This window comes from Paenibacillus sp. FSL H8-0537 (assembly GCF_038051995.1).
GTDB lineage: Bacteria > Bacillota > Bacilli > Paenibacillales > Paenibacillaceae > Pristimantibacillus.
In genome coordinates this window covers 338021-361149 of record NZ_CP150290.1, presented here as the reverse complement: position 1 = coordinate 361149, position 23129 = coordinate 338021, and the positions used below count along the sequence as shown (strand labels likewise).

Sequence of the window (23129 nt, the reverse complement as noted above, 5' to 3'; positions counted from 1 at the left end):
ATCTGCTTTTTGGCCTGTTCATTTGCTACTGGGCTTGATGCTTACGCCTCTTGCCAGAAACGGCGTACGTTGTCCATTGCTATTTTGGAGGCCGTTCTGCAATCCTCCATGCCTTCAAACTCAACGGAAATATACCCGTCATAGCCAGACTGCTTCAACACGCGGAACACTTCGTACATGTCGATGTCTCCATGCCCCACAATTGCACCCCGCAAATAATTGCCGTGCGCCGTCTGAAACCAGCCCGCTCCCGGGTTGCGATAGGAGGGTCTAAGGTAAAAATCCTTGGCATGAACCATCGAGGCATAAGGAATATTATTTTTCACAGCGCTGACAGGATCTTCATCTACACAGAGGAAATTGCCGATGTCCAGCGTCGTTTGGAAGTTATCTCGCGCTGTTTCATGCAATAATCGTTGGATTCGCTCACTGGATTGTACATAATACCCATGATTCTCTACGCTTGTTGTAATGCCGAAGCCTGCTGCATAATCAGCAATGGTGCGGCATGCCTCTGCAAGAATCGGCAGATCTGCCTCAAACTGGGCGATCGTTCCCTCATGCGCGGGGCGGAAGGCGACGTCATGGCGCATTTTGGTGACACCAAGTACTCTAGCTACATCGACATGCTTCTTGACGGCTTGAATTTCGTTCTCCAACGCTTCGGGGCCGTCATTTGCAACAAAATTAGCTCCGATGGCATAATTGGAAATGTCGATGCCCACTTCCTTGGCAGTCTGTACAATTTGATCAACCAACTCTGGATTGTCGATTAGGCTATAGCCAATAGGAACGATTTCCACATGTTCCCCGCCTTGCTCGGCGATAAAACGAATCGCATCCGGTACGGTCATTTCTTTTTTGTTCAAAGCTTGCTGAAGACTATATGTGCTGAGTCCTACCTTCATTTCTTCCCTCATCCTCTCCCGCATGTTTGTATCCTCACACCAACGTATACCCTTTTCCCGGGTATTACACAATTCGCAATAATCGTCTACTATTCTATTTTCCAGTCTAGCCGCCCAAATCCGGGGTATCTACAATTGATTGCTCAAATAGACGCCCAGCCCAGATAAAGTCGGACACCATCTCGATTCTTGTACGGTGAGACGGATTTTCCTCGCGGTTACCGGCTCGAAGCAGCAAATGCGCTTATAGCCCACTATCGTCCCTTCATATAAAGGCTTCCAGCCATCCCCCTCAAAATATTCCAGCTGGAAACGTTCGATTCGTTGCCCCGTCTTAATATGTTCCTGGAGCACGATTCGGTCAAAGCGCTGTTCTTCCTGCAAATCCAGCTCGACCCAGGCCTGCTCCGTTCCTTCGCGAGGACACCAGAACGTAGCCAAATCATCATTTAACAGCTGTGACACTGCGTGAGCGGCCCCAGCAGCATCCATCGTTTCCGACGCTTGTATTTCCACTTGAGGTTGTGCCGCTAAATTATGAGTAAAGGTGCTTCGCAAGGCGTCGCCCAGCTGCTGTAAGCGCTCTATATCATTTTCGTGAACGAGCCCGCGCTTATCCGGCGGAAGATTCAGCAGAAAAGTGGCATTGCCGCCAACCGAGCCATTATAAATGCTGAGCAGCTCTTCCAGCGATTTTACCTGATCATCCTCCGCTTCATGATAAAACCAGCCCGGACGGATCGATGTATTCACTTCGGCTGGGTACCAGATTAATTCGTCGTACTGTTTAACGATCTCTCTGCTGCCTAGATCACTTTCCTGCGAGTTAATTCTAGTTGTAAACTCACGATCATCCGCCTGTTGGGATTGCTCTTGGATTTTTTCATTATCCTGCAAATGGGCTGGCACGACGCTCCACTCTGAAGCTCTTGTATGTCCCGCTTCATTGCCGCACCAGCGCACATCGGGGCCGCAAACGGAAATAACGGCATTGGGCTGCAGCTCGCGGATGACCGCATAATACCCGTCCCAATCATAAACCTGCCGTTTGCCATTAGGCCCTTCCCCGCAAGCCCCGTCAAACCACACGCAAAAAATATCTCCATAATTCGTCAACAGCTCTCTAAGCTGATTTTTGAAAAATTCATTATAACGCTCCGAGTCCCCATAGGAGGCTTCATGGCGATCCCATGGCGACAAATACACACCGAACTGGATTCCACCTTTTCGGCATGCCTCGGCTACTTCCCGCACCAAATCGCCGGAGCCATTTTCCCAAGGACTTGCTGCTACCGTATGATCCGTATAATCACTAGGCCACAGGCAGAAACCGTCGTGATGCTTGCAGGTCAAAATTAGCCCCCTCATCCCAGCCGATTTGCACGCCTCTACCCATTGATCAGCACTTAGCTCCGTCGGGTTAAAAACAGCGGGGTCTTCATTGCCTAAGCCCCATTCCTGATCTGTAAAGGTGTTTACCGTAAAATGAATAAAGGCATAAAACTCCAGTGACTGCCATTTAAGTTGACGTTCTGATGGCGACACGCTTGCCGCCGATTTTACCCATTGCGCTTGGATCATTGGGACCGCCTTCCTTCCTCGGCTCTATTCAGTTTAAATACCGCTTTATTGGTACCTACAACAAGACCGCCGTCGTTCTTGAGCTCCCGCGACGCAAGCTGATACATCAGGTCAATTGTAACCCGATTGCTATAGTTTATCTGCTCCAAAATGGATGCAATAATCAGTGCCCATTCCTCTTCAGAGCCGTCCAGCACCTTCAATGCGAACGCCACTCTTTCCTTGTGAAGCGCAAACCCATAAATGCCTTTGGCTCCGCCCTTCGCCACGATATTGCTATCCTTTAATAGATTCGAGCATATGAACCAGGGAGCCGAAACCATATTATGATTTTCGTTCATCAGTCTTCCTATTTGTGAGGCCGCCTCTCGCACGCGATGATCCTCCAGCAAATCCGGGCAAGCAAGCTTTAGAAACATATTCGCTATTTGCCGCAGTGGCAATGCAAATACCGGAAAACCGCAGCCGTCCGTGCCCAACTGGATCTCTCCCGCTTTCGCCCCCGAAAATTCAGCAATTGTCCGTAAAATCTCTTTCTGCGCCGGGTGCTCAGGGTCCGCATAGCCCTCTAATGGATATCCCTTTGCTTGGCATAACGCCAGCACGCCTAAGTGCTTGCCTGAACAATTATGATACAGACGACGCGGCGGCTGACTGCCCTGCAGGAGTGCATCCCGCGCCTGCATGCTTAAAGGATAAGACTCGGAGCAAACCAGACACCGCTCCTCTACGCCTATTTTGGCAAGCATTGATTTCAGCGCTTCTACTTGATAAGACTCAGCGCGTTGCGAGGCTGTCATCAGTGTTTGTTCCTGATCCGTTAGGTTGTAAGTTTCAGGAACGCCATGCACAAAAGCTGGAATCGCCTGAAACGGCTTGGCCGCAGAGCGCATATAGGACACCCATTCCGGATCACCTACGCTATAGATGACTTCACCTTTATCATCGATTCCGCAAATATGACCGTGATGAATATTTTCAAGCGTTCCGCCTCTATATTCCTCTACCAAATGTGGTGCCATAACCTGCATAACCGAATCACCTCTTGTTATAGAATTAGGGGATTAACAATTTTAAAGTTCATTTGCCGCGTTAATTAAGTACTGCTTTGCCCTTGCTACTAAATTGAAGTCAACGGGTGAATGAAAACTGCCCTCGTGGCGCACTCCTGAGCCAAAATGCAGCTCCGTAATACCCGTATGCAGGACGAAGGAATGGATTTGATCTATGCTCAACCCAGCCCCGGCCATTACTGCAACGTTTCGTTTTTCTCCTCGTTTGTACAGCTCCTTTAATTCGTCTTTTGCCTCCAAGGCGGTACACTTTCCACCCGATGTGAGTACCCGTTCAATCTGAGAGAACGCGCTTATGGCGTCTAACGTTCGGGTCAGGCTAGCACTCTCATCAATCGCTCGGTGAAAAGTAACGCCTAACCCTTGAGTCTCAGCCAAGCACTCCTGCAGCATCGAGAGGTCCGCTTCGCGCTTATCCGTCAAAGCACCTATAACGATTCCCGAGGCTCCCAACCTACGGGCCGTATGAATATCTTTTTTCATTGCCTTCCTATCATCCTCGTTGTAGCAGAATGAGCGGCTATGAGGCCGAATCATGACATACACTGGAATTGAAACGCTGGAAACCACCTGCTCGATGATTCCAAAGCTAGGTGTGAGCCCGCCTTCTGACATAGCGCAAACCAGCTCGATGCGATCCGCGCCGCCCGCTTCTGCTGCTCTCGCGTCGGCCGCATTCACTGCGATTACCTCTAATAAGGGCTGCTTACTGGTCATAAAAAACACCGCCTTTGCTTTCCTGCTGTCACCCGTATACGTGACGTAAAATTCATCGCCCGACGAAACGTTACGTCACTGAACTTATCGTGCTTTCCTGCGCACCACGCTGCCAGCATGATTCAATTCTATTGTTATTTTTGTTATGTAATATCTAAACATCGTTATGTACCATCAGTCTAATAGGTTAGGCAGTATACGTCAATTAGAAGTCATTAATGGTTTGCGGTACCGGAGTGAATTTCATGGGAAGGCTTTTTTCTTGTTCCTCTTTTTTATATGTATGGGTAAATACAAATAGTGCGCACCCAAAAGGATGCGCACTCGAATTTCATTTTTCATGTTGAACTAGGCTTAAACAGTCTTTATTTATTTTTTCAGATCGGCAATTTCCTGCTCCGTTAGCCCAGTGGCTTTAGATATCGTTGCTAGGTCCAGATTTAGGCTTAACATATTCTCCGCCACTTCTCTTATACCTGTCTTCATGCCTTCCTGTAGGCCTGCCTCCTTACCCGCCTTTATACCTTCCTTCATACCTTCCTTCTTACCTTCCTCCATGCCTGCCTTCATACCCGCTTTCATACCTGCTTGCATCGCGCTATCCATCATGGATGCTTCATCATGCAGATACTTCTGCCTAGCATCGTACAATCGTCTGGCGTCTGAATCTTGGCTCAAATATTGCAGTGTATCCATCGCCTTCTCTAAGCTCGGCTCATTCATTCTCAGTACCTCCCATTGTGATGTATTGGCCCCTTTTAAAAACAGCAGCCAGTTGATCAACCCACCCTCTGATGGAACAATACGTTCATCCAGCTTAGGCAGCTCCAAGAAATGAACCTCAATATCATCATTTAAGGATATTCCTGTCCGATCCTCACGCAGATGAAACACATTGTGATATTGATCGTTCTTCAAGAACGAATAGTTTAAAATGTTGATCGTCACGCATTTCTTAAGCTCCAGATATTTGTCACCCTCACTAAGTTGGCTCGCATATCGTTTGCTCCAATAAAACAGCGTTCGTTTCTCTATGTCGTACTTATTGAAAAGCTGCATCTCAATATCAATCAGCTTGCCTTCCGCAGTCTTGGCATAAACATCAAAAATAGACTGTTTATCAAGTGGATCGTCTTTATCCGTATAGGGATTCATAAGAATAATCTCAGTCAGCGGAGGTTCTCCGGCTTCAATGAAAATACTGTTCAAAAACGCTAACAACACATCTTTATTGTTTTCGCTTCCAAATATCCGTTTGAATACAAAATCCACGCGCGGGTCCAACAAATCCATCGGCATCAGCTCCATTCGTTATTATTATATCATTTTTCCGTTTATTTGAACCTCGTAAAGATGTGTAGAGTTACTCTCACACCGAGTTAAAAAATAATGTTCAAATGAAAAAGGCACCCTCTAGGGCGCCTTCACTGATTCTAATTATGAAGTGTAGAGGTGGTCGATAACGGCCGCTTGCCCAAAAAGCTCCCAATGGCAGCAGCTGTCATCCAGCTTATCCCCCATTGGCTGAAAATAATAAAACTCCACAACCTCCAAGAGGCTGTAGAGTTTCTATTGGTGGAGGCAAACAATAAAAAGGCCACGGTGCCTACCGTTATTTTATGTTTACTTCCTTGTCACGGTACCCAAACATCCCTTTTGTAAAAGGTTACGCTGTAAGCTGCCGTGTCGCTGTATCGTCCATCTTTGCTTATTACTTTAAAATATACATTATCGTAGTCGACAAGAATCGTATCTGTTCCTGACGTATTCGTAGAAGAAGCAACCAAATTGCCAGCACTGTCATAGGCGTATAAATCGTAATCATAGCCGGAAGGAGAACCCAGCAAGACAGATTTGCCATGCCCTCTGAATGTAAAGTAATCTACATCTGTTGGGGATGATAAATAGGACCAAGCACTTCCTCCCCAGTATGCCAGACCATAAGGAGTGACCACCGTTTGCGTTGGAATTTTATATGCTGTACTTAAAGTGTCATTCGACTCATAATTATCCGCCCAGGCGGCACCTGCAATTGAGCCTGATAACAGTGTTAACATAATAGCAGAATACAATGTTTTCTTCATTTCATTCTCCCTCCATTTCTTTTGATAGATTAGTACGGCTACGAGACTTCAAGCTTTCTCACCTTTCATAGAAACGCCTACTCCTAAAAGGCCACCATCTACCTCCTATCAAAATATGGAATTAACTTGATTATAATGTAAACAGATACATATTGTCCACTTTTTCATTTTCACTTGGCGGCCATAAATTGACAACGGGCATTCGAGATGATAAGTTGGCGTAATACCCATTTTTATGGGTCATATTATAAGGGGTGTTTGATATGTTTTTACCTGTGCACGAAAGATTCATCCATCAAGCAAAGGAAAAACTCAGCCAGGATCAACGAGTTCGCGGCCTCCTTGCAGGCGGCTCCATGATGACGAATACGATGGATGAGTATAGCGATCTAGACTTAATCATCGTTTATAACTCAGCCTACCAGGATCAAATCATGAATCAACGGATTACCATTGCTGAAGGCTTGGGCAAGCTGCTTTCTGGATTCACAGGTGAACATATCGGCGAGCCTCGTGTGGTGATTTGCTTATACGGACCAGAACCACTGCATGTCGATCTTAAATTCGTTACATTGGAAGAGCTTGAAATACGAATCGAAAACCCTCTTATTTTATGGGAAAGGGCTCAGGAAATCAGCAGCATTTATGAAAAAACTTCTCCCTCCCATCCTTACCCAGATGCCCAATGGATAGAGGACCGTTTCTGGGTCTGGGTCCATTACGGCGCAACGAAGCTGGGAAGAGGAGAATGGTTTGAATTCATTGACCATCTAACCTTTATTCGCGGTGCTGTCTTAGGCCCGTTGGTATTAATAAAGAATGGCCAGCTGCCTAGAGGCGTTAGAAAACTGGAACAGTACGCCATTAGTGAAATAGAAGAGCTAAAAAATACAGTTCCTTCGCATCATTTCGAGAGCTGCTACCATGCATTAAAAAGCACAATTGATTTATATAAAAGCTTGCGTCAACAATCGGATACACTCGTTTTAAAGGATGAAGCGGAGCAGGTTTCTATTGCATACCTCGATAAGGTGTATGCTTCTTCGGATCATTAGAAAGCAAAAAGAGCACCTGACACGGTGCTCTTTGCTCTTTTTCCGGATAATCGGTTACAACTTCTTTGCGAATTGATTGAGCTGCTCCGACATGCGATGAACCTCTTCGATAAAATCCAAAACCTGTCGGGATGATACGGCCTGCTGATCAACAACGGATGTCATACCTTCGATAGATGCACGCATGCCGCTTATTGCCTCTTCAAATGTTTTCAGAGTATGCTGAATCGCGTTTGTAGAGGTAAGCGTCTCATTGGACAATTTCCGTATTTCACTGGCTACAATGCCAAAGCCTTTGCCTCGATCCCCTGCATGGGTTGCCTCAATCGCCGCATTAATGCCTAATAAGTTCGTCTGATCCGCTACTTTTCTGACAATCGACACCACTTTCCCCGCCTCATCTACCTGTTCTACCGTCCGATTGGCGAGTGAAAGAAGCTGCTGGGCAGACGCTGCCAGAGTAGCGGAGCTATCGGCGACTTGTGAGAGTTGATTGTTGGCCTGCGATAGTGAAAACGAAATTTGATCGGCAATTGCTACTAATTCGCTCTGTTTTCGAAGCTGAATGGCTATTCCGCCGATTACATTGCCATTGATGTCATGAAGCGGTGTTGCCGTCCCAATAAATTCAAAACCATAAAAGGTAGCAGGAACTTCTGCCCTTAGCGCTACATTATTCCGAATCGCATGCATTAACGGTTCCTCGTGATGCAACGGTTGACCAACTTGTATGTGCAAATCAATATTTTCGCCAGCCCAATAAGCAATAAATTTTTCTGTATCACAAATCGCGATTGATAATTCGGCAGGAACTGCCGCTTTAAAGATTGGAATCCATGCAATCATACTTTCAAGAGATTCTAAGCTGTTCATTATGGAGTTTCCCCAATCCGTGTCTGTATATTGAAGCTTCAGTATTTTAAATATAACGCAGAAATCGAAAATACGCCATTTATTCATAGGCAATGGACAGCGGCAGCAAAAGCACATCTTTCTATGTGGGGAAATATCCCAAATTATATGATATAATCGCCATAGTTAATGAATTACATATAACTAGGAGGATTCTACTATAATGAGAAAGTTTGCTTTACGTATTCAATTGCTAGCTCTGATTGCCATTTTGACAACCTTTTTTCCGCATAACGTATCTGCTGCTGACTTTACAGAGCTCCCCGAGCCACGATGGACCATAACGGTTCCAGATCACACATCAACCACTGTTTTAGATAGAAATTATTACTTTCTAGGCAAAAAATATTTTCCTATCGTAGCTGATCATAACGCTTCCCGTACTGGATATATGTTTCAGTATTATCACCCCGGCGGAAAAAACAAACCTACTTACAAGATGATGGCTTTTGACGATACGACGGGAAAGCAAAAATGGACACGCAACTCGCCTTACACGTACAATGTATTCGATATGGATCGTAGCGGGAACTTATACTATGTAGAGCAGGTAAAGATCGAAAAGAAAAACTTCAGTAAGCTAGTCGCGCTTGATTCAAACAATAAGCAGCGATGGTCGAAAACCCTTGCTTATCGTTTTAATTGGTACGTGCTTGATGATGGACGCATTGCTACTATTGATACGATTCAAGATAAGAGCCATTTAGTTCTTTATTCAACGGAAGGCAAACAGCTTCTTAATCGAGAATATGATGGTGTTATACGCCACATCCAAGGAAATTATGTCGGCTCCGCTAACTATGTAGGGGCTGCAACGATTTTAGATATCTATTCTATTTCGGCTAACAAAAAAATCACGACTGCCAAATACCCGCAGGATTATTTTAGCTATATACATGCTGACTTCGATGTTCTCAGTGGTGGCACTCTACTTGTTCCGGTATTAGATGCAAAGACCGGAATCGAAACTCTATACGGCTATTCACCTGACGGTAAAAAGAAATGGAGCCGCATTATGCCGACACCTGAGTCTGATCGTAAAGATAGATTGTTCATGTCCCTAGGCAATCACTATCTGGTTCAGGATAAAAACACGCTTACCGTCTACGATACAAATAATAAGCTTATCGCAACGAGAACCTTCGTTGACTTACCTGACCAATACACGCTGCAACTGCTAGGAAACCAAAGTATCGCCTTCGGTGGTGTCGTGTCCAAAGGCTCTTGGTTTGATTTTGAAAAACCATCAAAAGCAGTCATCTACGTAGTCGATTCTCGCACGCTCAAAACGCAAAACTCATTAATACTGGAGCAAGCTCGGTTTGCCGAGAGAAATATTCGATTCTTGAATGCAAATACCTTTTATCTGGATATGGGTACGAGTCTTGCAAAGTATGAGCTGAAGTAAGAATATGAATATCGCTTTGTAGCTGCGCACTATTAATAAACAAACAAAAACCATTAACTCATTACTGGTTAATGGTTAATGGTTTTTTTATCTTATTCTATTAAAAATCCATCCAAAAAAATTGAGAGACAGCAAGCACAAGCGCAACAACATTGGCAACAATAAACAACCACTTTTTGGCTCTGCGGCTTACGGGCTCTAGTCCTGTAAATAATGTCCAAGCTATAATTCCATTAAACACAACCATAATAATAAGAGCCAGCCACCAATTAGCCGCCATTACGACTTCTTCCTCTCCAACCAGAATGAATATTCCAAGGATTCCTCTATAAAATCACTTTAATTCCCTCTTTTCTGTCAAGCTCTAGAATGGCATATATTATCACCCTTATAAAAAACAAACAGTGACTCTCCACGGAAGAGAGTCACTGTTCGTTTTTTATCTTACCCATCAAGCAGGGTCATCTGTTCTTGCATATAGCGGGTACCGTGAACGACATGTTTAGGGCTAACATCTTCAATACGAAGCAGGTACTGAGCCGTTAGCTCAACATCCACAGCTTTTCTTTGCGGAATGGTGGAATCCCCATCTAATGCAAGATTGACCATTTGCTTTAGCAAAGATAGCTTCATTCCAGTTGCTCGAAAACATGTCATCAGCCTTATCCAATCTAAATGCTCTTGCTCAAACAGACGATTCCCATGCTTGTCTCGCTTAATGTAAGGGAGTAATCCTTCCTTCTCATAATAACGAATGGTATGTGCCGGGCAACACCCAAATTTCGAGAGTATTTTTTATATTGAACATCTAAACAAATCCGCAGTTATATTTGGTACTTATTCTAGGGCAAAATGTAGATGAAAAGCAAAAATCCACAACCTTAAGCGGTTGTGGATTTACATAGCAGAGACAGGAAGCATTTATTTTTTCATTTATTTGTTACCTTCAACCAGCAAATCAACGATGATATCCAACTGATGTTCGACTGAGATCGGATCACTGAGAAGAAATGTATTGAAATCAATATTGTAGATCTTTCCTGCTTTCCCTGCTGGAGAGTTTTTAATGAGCTTCTCCACTTTCTTCAACTCTTCCTCTGCTCCTTCATTTACAGCTAGAAATAACCGATTGCCTATGAAATCGGGAATGACCTCGGTAGATATTTCCCATGTTTCTCCATTAATAACATCCGTCTTTATTTTTTCGGTTGGCTTCAAGCCCAGGTACCTGTAAAGAATGTTGCCTCCCATATTGGTATCACCGTAAATAAAAACAGCATTAGGACGCACATTCAAAATCGAGAAGGTTTCATCAGCCCCAATAAACGGGCTAACCTTCTCCTTGTAATCGGCTAATTTTGCCGCAAATGCCTCATTCCATTGCTTGGCTTCCTCTTGCTTGCCAAGAATATCGCCAAACATTGCAACATCCTTTATCGGATCGTTGTGCTGCTCTACGACAATGGTTGGGGCGATCTGGCTCAATGCTTCGTACCCGCCATCTACTGCCTCAGCGAATGGTACCGTTGTAACAATCAGATCAGGCGCAAGCGAGAGAATCTTCTCCGGATCTGGCGGAATACCTATATCTTCAATACCGGAAGTATCGCTTATCAGCGGGTTACTCAGAATGTAGGTGGTTGCACCTACTGGCTTTACCCCAATTGCCATTAGCTCACCCAAATGAAAGAGGCTGACCACCCGCTGAGGATTCACAGGAATTTCCGTTTTGCCTTTCAAATGCTCGTAAATACGCGTTTCTGCAGCTGTGCTTTCTGTAGCGACACCTGCTGACGCAGGCTGGGAGGCCACTGCCCCTGTATTGCTGCTTGTCTGACATGCATTCAGCAGCAAAGCTGTGCATAATAGCAGCATGGCTCCGAACGCTGGTCTTGAAAATCTAAACATGGATGTTTCCCCTTCCCCATTGCATTGATAACAAATCTCATTCTCATTATGGGAAACAAGCTTCGGGGATACAATAGACGATTTTAATAGACGTAATGGATTATTCTGAACCGCCTGCCGATTGTTCTCTCTAAATTGAAGAGGTGAGCAGCCCGTGTGCTTTTTAAATAAGCGGCTAAAATAATAGACATCCGCATAGCCAACGCTGCTGGCTATTTCCTGAATACGCGCCTCCGATTTGAGCAGAAGCTGCTTCGATTTGTGAATGCGTACATGAATCAGGTATTCAATCGGACCGGTTCCTATCTGGTTTTTGAACAAGCGAGATAAGTAGCTCGCACTGCAGCTGTAGATCCCGGCTAATTCCTCGGCTGTAATCGAATTCCTGTAATGCTCTTGAATGTAATGAATCGCTTCGGTTACCAAGTTCGGCCTGCTGTTTTCCGTTTTTAACGTGCGGATTTGCCGCATAACCTCATATACAAACGGCAGAAAGACAGACTGCGCCTGAAGCTTTTCCATTGGGGTGGCTTGCTGCCACAGGTGATTCATCGTTTTACACTTCTCCTGCAATGGCAGCAACGCATAAGGCGTGAATGCATAAGACATATGGAAGCTCTCCCGATCCTCCGGCAATTCACAATCAGCTTTGTACAGAATCAAATAGCATTCAAAATCGTTTTCTAGCGGCATAATACCCAGCTCCGCTTCCTTTCCTCCGTGCAGAATGTGGTGGGATTGGGCTCGATAGACCGCTCCCGACAGGCTCACTCTTGCCTCTCCACGAGTAGTAACTACAAAAAAACTGCTATGCGCCACATAGCGCTCAGGGACATTTCCATGCTCCACACCATATTGTCGAATATCCAGCAGTCTAACAGCGGCTCGGCTCCACCGTTCGATGTGGGCTTCCCAATCCATATGTTTCTCCCCCTTTCACTGTTTGGGTAAATTCAGCCACACCCTCAGCATTGCCCACTTGCCCAATTTCTTTATCTTGAGAGCTTATATTTATTATATTGAAAAAATCATGCTCACCTACTTTTGATGTCACCCTAGCAAACGCCCTGACTATTTGATTAGCCTATCTAATGTCGAAAAATGGGTACTCTCACTTACACTTGTGTCCGCTTGCCAGAATATGATTGTTTAGAAAAGGAGCAAAAGTGTAGCGCATGCTTTAAAGGAGATGTGGTTTAATGACACCGCGATTAAGTTCAACGACATATTCCAGAAATTTGCGAAGGTTTTCCAGTCACGCAAGCTACTTTATAAAAAAACTAGGCTGTAGACAGAACGAACAACTGTATTTCACTTTAGTCCATGACGATAAAAACAAAAATAAAAGATACAGTACTTCATTAATTCACCCAGCGATGACACTGCATAAACCTCTAAGTCTACTTGAAAGACGCACCTCTCAATTCACACTCTTTACCAAGAGAAATAAACGTATACACGTTCTCAGTCAAAATAAAAAAGGTTATGCCGTATTTATGGAGATCAATTACCGTGAAACAAGGACTAGTGATTTCAAAAAAATCAGAGCACAGTTCATCGATGTAGATCTGAACAAGATTTCCATGCATTTAGACACAAAAGAACAAGTTAAGCAGATGATTGAATCGATTCACTCCGACCCTGAAGAACAGCTTCAATCGATTACAGTTAAAAGAAATAAAAAAGGCCAATACCATCTGTTAGCTCTGCGATCAAAACAGAGAGTAACGAAATTGAAGAAGGCGTTTATAAAAAAATTCAAGCTTCAAATTAAGGATACGATGATCATCGAAACTAAAAACGGATATCACATCTATTGGGTTGTTCAAGGCGCATCCGTAAGCAAATTCGTTCCCATTCAAAAAGCATTAGCCCAAAAATTCAGCTCTGATCCTCTGATAACCAATTTATCAAGAGTCATGCGTATACCTGGCTTTTACCATATGAAAAATCCTAGAAGCCCTTTTATCGTAAAGGTTAGACAACTGGGCAGGAAAAAACCTTTTTCCCAAGAGGAAATTATTCAGTCTCTAGCATTAAAACCTTTTAATTAACTTATATAAATTGAGCTTAGAAAAGCTGTTAGTATGTCTAAAATAGTAAAAACCCCGACCTTTGGCGGTCGGGGATTGTTTGGATACGTTTGCGGGAGCACCCTGTACTAAACGGCCCTATTCGCAACAATCTCGTCTATTTCACATTTCAGCAACAGGTATCTATGGGCACTTCTCATGATCGGGACTTTTGTTAAGTTGTATTTATCCACGAAGATCTTCATTTGGTCTTTGGAGAGACCCATTAATCCTCCTGCCTCCGTTACGGTTAATACAACTAGATTGCTCGTTGCATTAAACGTCTTTTTTACTTTTAGATTCCAGTCTTCAAATCCATTCATATTGAGTTTCCTCTCTCATTCCTAGTCGATCGTAATACTTCATTATAGCATGATTTCAGCCAAATGCTGATTCTATTCCGTATATCCAATCCAACACAAAACCCAGACCTTATGCGGACTGGGTTTTCATGCTGGAGCGTGCTACCTAAAAACGATTGTATGTCCTCTGTATTTTTCACAACGACTTGCGAATAACCAAGTTCATTTTATAGGCGGCTGCCGTATATCAAAGACAAAACCCGTCATCAAATGTGACGAAATAAAATTATTCAACGTCATAACAACAAACTGATTGAAAAAGAATATGCCGGCATGGATAAAGCACAAATTCAAAAAGGCGGTCATGTCTTTATCATAAAAAGCGATATTGATAATTTTCCCGTTGAGGTACGGAAGTTATAAAGCTCAGGAATCCTAACAGCACCAAAACCAATTATTATCTGAACCTTTCTACATCTTACAACAAATTCCTCCAATGTATACTAAAATAAAAGGACAGCTAAGATTTCTCTTAACTGCCCTTCTATTCAATACAACCAGGTTGTTACTGAAAATCCACCAACTAAGTATATTGTGTTCGTTCTTAATACGGGTGTAGTCACGATTTTGATGTCACCTTAGTTGCTTCACCATAGCTTTCGTTTCATTACTCTAATCTTATTAACCTATCACCTGAGCCAATTCGAATATATTCCCCCACGGATCGGTGAAAAATGCGAGGCGGCGATGGATGGCCTCCAAGTTAAAGGGCTCCCCGATGAGGGCGACCCCTTTTGAATCCAAATATGCAATCGCTTCATCCACGTCGTTCACGCTCATGCAGAGATGATGGTAACCAGCCTTATACATACTGCTGTTAATATCATGATAAATGGGAGCGTCATTTACCTCTCCGTCTCCAATAATCTCAAAATAAAAGGAGTCGTCATGAGGCGGAGCGACATAAGCAAGCTGCAGGTCTCCAAACGGCCATTCTTGAATAACACGGAAGCCCAGCTTCTCCACGTACCAGCTCTTTGCAGCCTCGTAGTCTGGCACACGGATGGCGATATGATGACCTTTCATTGATGCAATAGGGGTGGCAGCGGAATCCTGCCGAAGGTTAGAGTCAGGCATGATTTTTCCTCCTTGGATGTAATAGGGCTAGAGTTCGTCTGGTTGACATATATAAATGTACCAGATGAATGCACGCTATACTTTGTTCGGAGGTCCAAATCCGTTGTTCATTCGGCTCAGGGTTCAGATTATCAGAGCTTTGGCGGTTGTTTGAGTGCGGAAGGCGGGATTCCGAATCTCAGCTTAAACACTTTGGAGAAGTGTGAGACGTTCTCAAAACCCGTTGAGAAGCAAATTTCAGTTACGGATAAGGATGAATGGATTAGCATTTCTTGTGCTTTATCCAATCGGCGATTTCGTATCCACTGGAGCGGAGAAGTATTATAGATCGCTTTAAAATCACGTTTAAAGGAGGATAGGCTTCGGCCAGATAAGTAGGCGAGATCATGCAAGGTTACGGGATTTGTGATATTCGCATCAACGACGTCCTTGATGCTTTTTCGTTCTTGGCGCTTAATATGGGCAAGCTCAGATAGGAAAATATCATTTCTATCAGCTATGCCAAATAATAATTCTAATAACTTCACCTTAACCAACCCATCTCTAATTCGTTCCGGTTCATTAAAATACGGCTTCAATGATTCCAGATAGCTGAAAAGTCTATCATCAATCGCATGTACAGATACCTGAGCCGGTACCCTAGCTGCTGAAGTAGGAGTATAATCTGCTAGTTTCATAAACTCGTTAATTATTTCGTCTTTTAAGAAGAACATCATATAATTGAGTACATAATCGAAGTTCGGTTCCCCGCTTTTTTCATATTGAAACGCAATGGATTTATGAATCAGTACCATTTCATGCTTGTTTACCGTATACACCTCGGTTCCAAACCGTACGGTATACATCCCTTCAATTACGATTAAGAGCATATGGTCTTCTAGAAACAACGTGCCAGTGGCGCCCTCTGTACGTGTGCAAGACTCTATCGCAGACAGTCCATTCATTCTCAATATTTTTTGTTGATGGGTTGGTGTTTGAATTAGGATTCGGGGTATTTTTGTCAACTTACTCAAGGGTACAGCCAATGGACATGACTCCTTAGGAAGTATTATGAAAAAATGACATGCTGCTAGACAGCATGGTTAGAAGCGTTTATCTTACCATGCAAATTCTTTTTGATAAAGCCTATGCATCAATTCCCAAAATAGAGTTTTACCAAGAAGAACAAACCCTTATTACGAAGAATTGGTTATGCAGCCAGTACAAGATTAAAGTATCTCCTTTTGGAAATAGCTTTTGGGATGGATTTCATAATCATGCCCAGATACCAAAACATCCTTTGTAAAAACTTCTTGCATTGGAGATGTGAAAATTGAGCCTGCCATGGCTTTTCAATTCGGAATTCCAATATTATTAGTTAGAGAGCGGGGAACTGACGTCAATAATGGCGTTTCGGCTGGTTGTGCAAAACCACAATTCGCCGCCGCGTGTTAAGCAGAATTTTAGATAGGTGGAATCATTTAGACATTTATATATCCCCCTGATGCTAATTCTTATTACTAATGCTCTTCAACGCATGCCTGCAAAAATCCTTCATCAGCTAATAAACAATTAAGTTCCCCATCGACCTTCAGATTCCAAATTATTGATGCAATTGTTGGCAAGTACAGTAAATAAGACGCCTTCAGTTTCGTTAAAATTGTAAAAGAGACGTTTCAAAAGTCATGAACATGACTTTGAAACGCCCCTGCTTAGAATGATGGTCTGCATACGTCTTTATCTTCGACCGATTCGTTAATCAACTCTGGAGATTCTTTTTCCGTCTTTTAAGGCTCAATTCCCCACACTAGGTTGCCGCCTTTATAGAGGGTCACCTTGTTCGAGTCCTGATAGGATGTTTTGGTTGAATCGTAGGAATAATCATTCGTTTCGTCAAAGTTGGTCCAGTCCGTTTTGTACATGCGGAGCTGGATATCCCCGGATTGTCCACCTGCCTGGATCGCACCGGCTCCGGAAGTAAAGCTGAGCTCTACATACGTATCGGTGAACGTGCGCAGAATGTTAGTACCGCCAACCTGAGCCCAGTCAATGGCCGAGTCCATAGCTGCGGTGCCTTCCTTCGAGAAGTAATAACGGATTTTCAGATCACTCAGATCTACAGCCGTGTTGCCGATGTTTTTGATATTGAAATACGGCTTGATCTGGCTGTCTGTCGCATTGGTATCTCCCGCACGATATTGCAAGACCAGATCACTGGATGGAACAACCACGCTTTGCGGAGTTGCGGAAGCAGCGGCAGAATTAGCACCTTCCCCCGCAGCGTTCACAGCACTCACAACATAGTGATAGGTCGTGCCGTTGGTCAGACCTGTATTCGTGTAAGATGTGCCGCTCACATTGGCAGCAACCGTAGTGAATGGTCCGGCCGCACTCAGCGCGCGTTTCACGTTATAACTGGTCGCCCCTGCGGAAGCCGTCCAGGACAAGCTGATCTGTGCATCGCCTGCGGTGGCCGTCAATGCAGTAGGTGCAGCAGGAGCGGTGGCTCCAGCTACCGGCACAGCACTTTTTACAGCCGAATTCGCGCTTTCACCTACGGCATTTACGGCGCTGACCACATAATAGTAGGTTGTTCCGTTGGTCAAGCCTGTATTGACATACGATGTGCCGCTCACATTGGCGGCAACGGTTGTGAATGGTCCGGCCGCGCTCAACGCCCGCTTCACGTTATAGCTCGTCGCTCCTGCGGAAGCCGTCCAGCTCAGTGACACCTGTGCATTGCCTGCTGTCGCAGTCAGTGCTGCCGGAGCCGCTGGAGCGGTAGGTTCGCCGACATTGGTAGCCGGAAGAACAGGGAATGCGTTTTGCACCAGCATGACGAATTGATTATGGAACCAGTGACCGGATACTGGAGCGTTAGGAAGCGCGCCCGTCAATACCCCATCACTAGTTATAAACGTTGGGTCACACATCCGGTCGAATCCTTTGCCTTCATTGTTCGGAATTTCCGAACTGGAGCCGTCAGATTCACCTGGTGGCTTGACCCACACATAGGCATCCAAATGGGCAGGCCCTGGTGCCGCTTTAGGTGCTTCACCTATACCTGCTCCACTGTTGTTGCACCAGTTCCCCCGGTGATTCCGGCGATCGACACGCCCAGAATTTACGTAGGTGTTAATATCACTGCCTATAGCCGCTGTCGGACGGTTCACCCCTCCCCAACCATTGCGGCTGGTATCAATCAGGAAGCCTACGCTGGTCGGCCAGCCTGCCTGTACAAACCCGCTATACAAGGCAGCCGTAAAATCGGTTTCATCAAAATACGGATTCCACTCATAATACTTGGACGACCTGATCGGTTGTCCTCCGATGTTCAGATCCGGGTTGGACAGATTCGGTTCATTCAACGGTGTGCTGTTCGCCGTGTTGGTAATGAAGCCGTCTACGCTATTCAGACCAGCCACTGTCCCTTGGACAACGCTCGTATACAGCGAGATTGTAGCTGTCCGGTTGTTATCCCATCCGAGCCAGCCGGAGTGACCGATATCCAGATAGTTGTACACATTCGGAATGGCATGCAGCTTGTCCAATGCATATTTCACGCCAGCTTCGTAGATGCCTGTCGAACTGGCTTGAGCACAGGCCGGTGTATTGAGATTGGTGACCAGGTTAGGCAAACTGTCCGGTTCAATAATGGCAATGATGCGAATGTCCTGATACTTGGGTTTCGCAAAAATACCTGCGATGACATCAATATAGTCCGTTTTGTACGTCTGCAATGCGGCCAGCGTCAGTGGTAATTCACCGTTGGACGCCAGCGCACGGCAGTCCCGGCCCGGAAGATTATAAATGACGAATGAAGCGGTAATCGGAGTACCCGCTTTCTTTTGAGCAAGAGCAGCATCCAGATGCTCCTCGATGCTTTTGCGTCCGGCATTGTTCGCCCCGCCATTAATGGCGTCAATTCGGTCAATCCAGACTGCAGTTGGATAAGATTTGACCGTTTCCATCTTTGCCTTTAGCGACGCATCACTAGTAAGCCCGATGGATGTATCGACAAGGGTGGAATAATCCGGGTTCAGGTACCCCGTAGCTCCGACAAACGGATTATTCTGATGCGCTTCCGCAGCCTGGATCGTCCCCGGGGCCATACCATGGAAAATCCCCCCGACAAGCATCGCGATTACAAGTATTTGCTTAATACCTTCACGGAGAGCCTTACCGCCAATAAATTTGGTTTTCAATTTCGTCATCATGGATCCACCTTTCCTTTGGTTAGATTTATTAAACATTCGTATTTGATCCTCTGTGTCGGCATGATGTGTATGCACCCTAGAGAACGTACGGATGAACTGTGAATTTTCACCTCCGTCTAAAATGATTGCGCTTGCAACAAGGCGAACAGATAGCCTTTAAAGCTGCAAACAGAGAAACAGAAATGGGTGACTGAATATGCAAATCAGTTTCCTTGGTGAGGGGGTACCGCTTGTGGGTAAATGCAGGTGATCATCGGTGTAAAAGCTTCAGGACATGTAACCGGATTCCAAACAGGGAAGCGCTTACTTTTTGAGGTTTTAAAAAAGGCTTACCCTCGATATAGACTTCACATCGCATGTTCACCTCCTTATGAATCGATTATACTTTATGGATATATTGCTGTAAATTGAATTAATTAAAAATTTTTATAATTAATCCCAAAAATCGGGCAGGAATTCAGAAAGTTCCTCCTCATGCCACTCTCAGCCGATTCTCCCTCTTTATCCCGGTTGTAAACACCTTATGAAATCTATAAACGAAGATATACTCTAATCTATTTCCTGTACCATTTTAAAAAAATCAGTATTTTATTACATTTTGTTATGATTATTATATATTTCGGTTTAATATAATGCGGATGAACTTATGATCGGTGTTAGTCAAGATAGTTGTCACGAATATATAAATATAAGATAGCTATGCTTGAGCCTTTTGCTCAGCTTGAATAGCGCTCGCTTTTTCCGAATTGAGCCCAACTTCTTCATCCAGGCCGCAATCGCGCGTTGCCCCTGACCAGCGACCAGGATTCAGAGAATAACACAATTGAAGGAGGTGTTTATAAAAAATTCAGCTCTGATCCCCTTAACCAATTTATCAAGAATCATGCGTATACCTGGCTTTTACCATATGAAAAATCCTAGAAGCCCCTTTATCGTAAAGGTTAGACAACTGGGTAGGAAAAAACCCCGACCTTTTGCGGTCGGGGTTTACATAGTGAATGTTTGGGGATTTGAAGCCTATCCGAAGACCACACCACGCTTGCTTCTACGGGTGTACTCATTGTTTGGATTTCGTTTGCGGGAGCACCCTGTACTAAACGGCCCTATTCGCAACAATCTCGTCTATTTCACATTTCAGCAACAGGTATCTATGGGCACTTCTCATGATCGGGACTTTTGTTAAGTTGTATTTATCCACGAAGATCTTCATTTGGTCTTTGGAGAGACCCATTAATCCTCCTGCCTCCGTTACGGTTAATACAACTAGGTTGCTCGTTGCATTAAACGTCTTTTTCACTTTTAGATTCCAGTCTTCAAATCTGTTCATATTGAGTTTCCTCTCTCGTTCCTAATCGATCGGAATACTTCATTATAGCATGATTTCAGACAAATACTGATTCCATTCCCAAAATCCTTTCCAACACAAAACCCAGCCCTCATGCGGACTGGGTTTTCATAGTGGAGGCGAGGGAGTCGAACCCCTGTCCGAAGATCACGCCACACAGGCATCTACGGGTGTAGTCACAGTTTTGATGTCACACTTTTATCAGTACCCAACAAGAACAGGATTAGACCAAGCAGGTATTGTCTCAAAACAATAGATCAAGTTACCCTGCATGATTTCCGCCTTTGCATGTGTTTCAAAACAAATGATCCAGATAATGTCGTTTCAATAGCGAAGCTTTTACCACTTTTTATGAGAGATCGAATTCTTTTCACAGCTTCCCTTCCAGCAGACAGGTCAGCTACGCGGGTCCTCTGGCTTCAACTCTCTTGCAATCTGATCAGGATCAACCAGTTCACCAAGCCACTCTCTCATTTGCATGCTGAGTGTACTTTTCCCTGCTCCATTGGTACCAGCAAACATAGTCATGACTGGCTTAGTTTCACTCATGATACTCAAACTCCTGGCGTTCCCCAGTAGCATCGAAAATAATTTCGAATTTCTTACCTTCAGCATCTTCACGAACACGTTTGTTATTCTTTATATAATAAATAGAGGCACCCAACTCTTTAGCTTGCTTCCGTGCATGTTGATTCGCTTTTTTTAAAATTTCTTGGAGCTGTTCTCGATTTTCAATCATTCCCAGTCCCCCAATCTAAATTTGTGTTTATTATATCATAAACTGAAAAGCCACCAACCAGAACACTGGTTGGTGGCTTTCACTCTAATGGAGGCGAGGGGAGTCGAACCCCTGTCCGAAGATCACGCCACACAGGCATCTACGGGTGTAGTCACGAATTTGATGTCACCCAGGAGGACGCCTCGTAACCAGCTTCTTCCAAGGTCAGCCTGATTGTCTTCTTCAGCTCACCCCAGGCGGAGATGAGACAGCGTATCCCACTACTTGTTAGCCCCTAGTCTAGTCACATGGGCGATGCTAGGTAGGAGCACGCTCACAGTTTCTTAGGCTGCGAAAGCGTAGTTTGTTTGTTGTTTGCCATTTAATAGGCTTTAGCGTTGATAAAGTGGACGCGTCCCCACTACCCGCAACCCGCGCTCGTCCTATCCCCGTCGAATCCAAGAACGCCCCCGAGTTGGCATAAATGACGTATCACTGCCGGCTCCGAAAGAAGCTCAACCTGATCATCATTTAGCTTAAGATATTGCTTTGCTACTTGCTTAGTATAACACGATTCAAGGAATAATCCCTAAAATGTTATTGGAACTGCTAGTAAAATTCAACACGCTTTCCTTGAAAATCTACAGACGCTCTGACTTGCGCTTACTCGCACAATCTCGCGCTTAACGTATAATCTTCTGCTTCTCGCGCAGCACCCGCTGAATATCACGCTGGGCATCGCGTTTTGCCGCGGAATCGCGTTTGTCGAACTGCTTCTTACCTTTACCTAACCCAATCAGAAGCTTCGCATAGCCATTGCGCACATAAATTTTGAGCGGCACAATGGAGTAGCCTTCCTGCTTGGATTGACCGAGCAGCTTGTGAATCTGAACTTTATGAAGCAGCAGCTTGCGGGCACGCGTCGGATCCGTTGGATTGTGGCGATTCCCCTGCTCGAAAGGACTGATATGCAAATTGTGGATAAAAATTTCGCCGTTACGTATCGTCGCAAATGCGTCGCTTATATTGGCTCGTCCGTTGCGGAGCGATTTAATTTCAGTCCCCATTAGCACCATTCCCGCTTCATACGTGTCTTCGATGAAATAATCATGGGAAGCTTTTTTATTTTGTGCAAGCTGCTTACCGTCGTTTTTCTTGCCCATTCTTATCACCTCGACATCATAATTAGCTCCAGAAATTTGAAAAAGCCGCTAGATATATATTGTAGCAATTTTTGAAAATGAAAGCAAGAAAGCAACGGCCATATTGTAAAATATGGTTTGATCGTCAAAACCATAAAAAGCCGCTCCGACCTTACGGTCGAAAGCGGCTAAATTTCGCAGTTGATTAAACTACTACAGTTTTACTACGTTTTCAGCTTGTGGTCCGCGGTTGCCTTGAACAACGTTAAATTCTACGCGTTGTCCTTCTTCCAGCGTTTTGAAGCCTTCGCCAGTGATTGCGCTGAAATGTACGAATACATCGTTGCCGCCTTCAACTTCGATGAAGCCAAAGCCTTTCTCAGCGTTAAACCATTTAACTGTACCTTGTTGCATTTGTAAAACCTCCAAAATAAAATTAATATGCGCCTGTTTCGTTTTGAGAAACAAAAAATTCACACATTGAAAAAGGTCCATGACTGTAATGACACCCTTTTCAATATGTGAATTCAGGTCCATATCATCAATTGCTTTGAGTGTACTATACCCATAT

General features: G+C 44.4%; 22 protein-coding genes and 1 other RNA gene. 3 read left to right on the top strand and 20 right to left on the bottom strand.

Annotation, left to right across the window (positions count from 1 at the left end; all coding sequences use genetic code 11):
- Positions 1 to 41: 41 nt before the first annotated feature.
- The 6 genes from MHB80_RS01620 to MHB80_RS01595 all read right to left on the bottom strand — a co-directional run bounded on the left by MHB80_RS01620 (position 42) and on the right by MHB80_RS01595 (position 6363).
- Positions 42 to 908 (bottom strand): sugar phosphate isomerase/epimerase, encoded by an 867-nt coding sequence (locus MHB80_RS01620; RefSeq protein WP_341280528.1) that lies wholly within the window; start codon positions 906 to 908, stop codon positions 42 to 44.
- Positions 909 to 1037: 129 nt separating this feature from the next.
- Entirely contained in the window at positions 1038 to 2489 is a 1452-nt protein-coding gene (locus tag MHB80_RS01615) for an alpha-L-fucosidase (RefSeq protein WP_341280527.1), read from the bottom strand.
- Complete coding sequence (locus tag MHB80_RS01610; RefSeq protein ID WP_341280526.1) at positions 2486 to 3520, bottom strand: asparaginase; 1035 nt, start codon at positions 3518 to 3520, stop codon at positions 2486 to 2488. Before MHB80_RS01610 ends, MHB80_RS01615 begins: the two co-directional genes overlap by 4 nt.
- Positions 3521 to 3562: 42 nt before the next feature.
- Positions 3563 to 4279, bottom strand: a complete 717-nt coding sequence (locus MHB80_RS01605) for a copper homeostasis protein CutC (RefSeq protein WP_341280525.1) — start codon at positions 4277 to 4279, stop codon at positions 3563 to 3565.
- Positions 4280 to 4648: 369 nt separating this feature from the next.
- A complete protein-coding gene (locus MHB80_RS01600; RefSeq protein ID WP_341280524.1) occupies positions 4649 to 5572 on the bottom strand; it encodes an Rpn family recombination-promoting nuclease/putative transposase in 924 nt (307 codons plus the stop codon).
- A 341-nt stretch (positions 5573 to 5913) separates the two neighbouring features.
- Entirely contained in the window at positions 5914 to 6363 is a 450-nt protein-coding gene (locus MHB80_RS01595; protein WP_341280523.1) for a hypothetical protein, read from the bottom strand.
- A 263-nt stretch (positions 6364 to 6626) separates the two neighbouring features.
- Between MHB80_RS01595 and MHB80_RS01590 the strand changes: the two genes are divergently transcribed.
- On the top strand, positions 6627 to 7418 hold the full coding sequence (locus MHB80_RS01590; protein ID WP_341280522.1) for a nucleotidyltransferase domain-containing protein: 792 nt from the start codon (positions 6627 to 6629) through the stop codon (positions 7416 to 7418).
- Between the two features lie 54 nt (positions 7419 to 7472).
- Here MHB80_RS01590 and MHB80_RS01585 read toward each other — a convergent pair whose 3' ends face one another.
- Positions 7473 to 8291, bottom strand: a complete 819-nt coding sequence (locus MHB80_RS01585; RefSeq protein ID WP_341280521.1) for a methyl-accepting chemotaxis protein — start codon at positions 8289 to 8291, stop codon at positions 7473 to 7475.
- A gap of 202 nt (positions 8292 to 8493) precedes the next feature.
- On the opposite strand from MHB80_RS01585, the gene MHB80_RS01580 reads away from it, so the two are divergent.
- On the top strand, positions 8494 to 9738 hold the full coding sequence (locus MHB80_RS01580; protein ID WP_341280520.1) for a hypothetical protein: 1245 nt from the start codon (positions 8494 to 8496) through the stop codon (positions 9736 to 9738).
- A 100-nt stretch (positions 9739 to 9838) separates the two neighbouring features.
- On the opposite strand, the gene MHB80_RS01575 is transcribed toward MHB80_RS01580, so the two are convergent.
- The 3 genes from MHB80_RS01575 to MHB80_RS01565 all read right to left on the bottom strand — a co-directional run bounded on the left by MHB80_RS01575 (position 9839) and on the right by MHB80_RS01565 (position 12567).
- Positions 9839 to 10018: a hypothetical protein gene (locus tag MHB80_RS01575; protein ID WP_341280519.1), complete on the bottom strand. Its 180-nt coding sequence runs from the start codon at positions 10016 to 10018 to the stop codon at positions 9839 to 9841.
- A 164-nt stretch (positions 10019 to 10182) separates the two neighbouring features.
- Positions 10183 to 10530 (bottom strand): MerR family transcriptional regulator, encoded by a 348-nt coding sequence (locus MHB80_RS01570; protein WP_341282827.1) that lies wholly within the window; start codon positions 10528 to 10530, stop codon positions 10183 to 10185.
- 141 nt (positions 10531 to 10671) lie between these two features.
- Positions 10672 to 12567 (bottom strand): helix-turn-helix domain-containing protein, encoded by a 1896-nt coding sequence (locus tag MHB80_RS01565; protein ID WP_341280518.1) that lies wholly within the window; start codon positions 12565 to 12567, stop codon positions 10672 to 10674.
- 278 nt (positions 12568 to 12845) lie between these two features.
- On the opposite strand from MHB80_RS01565, the gene MHB80_RS01560 reads away from it, so the two are divergent.
- Positions 12846 to 13700 (top strand): DNA-primase RepB domain-containing protein, encoded by an 855-nt coding sequence (locus MHB80_RS01560; protein ID WP_341280517.1) that lies wholly within the window; start codon positions 12846 to 12848, stop codon positions 13698 to 13700.
- Between the two features lie 107 nt (positions 13701 to 13807).
- Here the strand turns inward: MHB80_RS01560 and MHB80_RS01555 are convergent, their stop codons facing one another.
- The 10 genes from MHB80_RS01555 to MHB80_RS01510 all read right to left on the bottom strand — a co-directional run bounded on the left by MHB80_RS01555 (position 13808) and on the right by MHB80_RS01510 (position 22972).
- The gene (locus MHB80_RS01555; RefSeq protein ID WP_341280516.1) at positions 13808 to 14041 is read right to left on the bottom strand and encodes a DNA-binding protein; all 234 of its coding nucleotides are present in this window, start codon (positions 14039 to 14041) and stop codon (positions 13808 to 13810) included.
- Positions 14042 to 14701: 660 nt separating this feature from the next.
- Positions 14702 to 15157: a VOC family protein gene (locus MHB80_RS01550; protein WP_341280515.1), complete on the bottom strand. Its 456-nt coding sequence runs from the start codon at positions 15155 to 15157 to the stop codon at positions 14702 to 14704.
- 131 nt (positions 15158 to 15288) lie between these two features.
- Complete coding sequence (locus tag MHB80_RS01545) at positions 15289 to 16182, bottom strand: helix-turn-helix transcriptional regulator (RefSeq protein WP_341280514.1); 894 nt, start codon at positions 16180 to 16182, stop codon at positions 15289 to 15291.
- Between the two features lie 741 nt (positions 16183 to 16923).
- The gene (locus MHB80_RS01540) at positions 16924 to 19350 is read right to left on the bottom strand and encodes a glycoside hydrolase family 6 protein (protein WP_341282826.1); all 2427 of its coding nucleotides are present in this window, start codon (positions 19348 to 19350) and stop codon (positions 16924 to 16926) included.
- 1096 nt (positions 19351 to 20446) lie between these two features.
- A complete protein-coding gene (locus MHB80_RS01535; protein ID WP_046231846.1) occupies positions 20447 to 20680 on the bottom strand; it encodes a hypothetical protein in 234 nt (77 codons plus the stop codon).
- A gap of 414 nt (positions 20681 to 21094) precedes the next feature.
- Positions 21095 to 21247, bottom strand: coding sequence for a hypothetical protein (locus tag MHB80_RS01530; RefSeq protein ID WP_341280513.1), 153 nt, complete (start codon positions 21245 to 21247; stop codon positions 21095 to 21097).
- A complete protein-coding gene (locus MHB80_RS01525; protein WP_341280512.1) occupies positions 21240 to 21437 on the bottom strand; it encodes a hypothetical protein in 198 nt (65 codons plus the stop codon). The genes MHB80_RS01530 and MHB80_RS01525 overlap by 8 nt, the downstream gene beginning before the upstream one ends.
- A gap of 85 nt (positions 21438 to 21522) precedes the next feature.
- Positions 21523 to 21888, bottom strand: a transfer-messenger RNA (tmRNA) gene (ssrA, locus tag MHB80_RS01520).
- 211 nt (positions 21889 to 22099) lie between these two features.
- The gene (gene smpB, locus MHB80_RS01515; protein ID WP_341280511.1) at positions 22100 to 22579 is read right to left on the bottom strand and encodes an SsrA-binding protein SmpB; all 480 of its coding nucleotides are present in this window, start codon (positions 22577 to 22579) and stop codon (positions 22100 to 22102) included.
- A 192-nt stretch (positions 22580 to 22771) separates the two neighbouring features.
- A complete protein-coding gene (locus MHB80_RS01510; RefSeq protein ID WP_028609190.1) occupies positions 22772 to 22972 on the bottom strand; it encodes a cold-shock protein in 201 nt (66 codons plus the stop codon).
- Positions 22973 to 23129 lie beyond the last annotated feature (157 nt).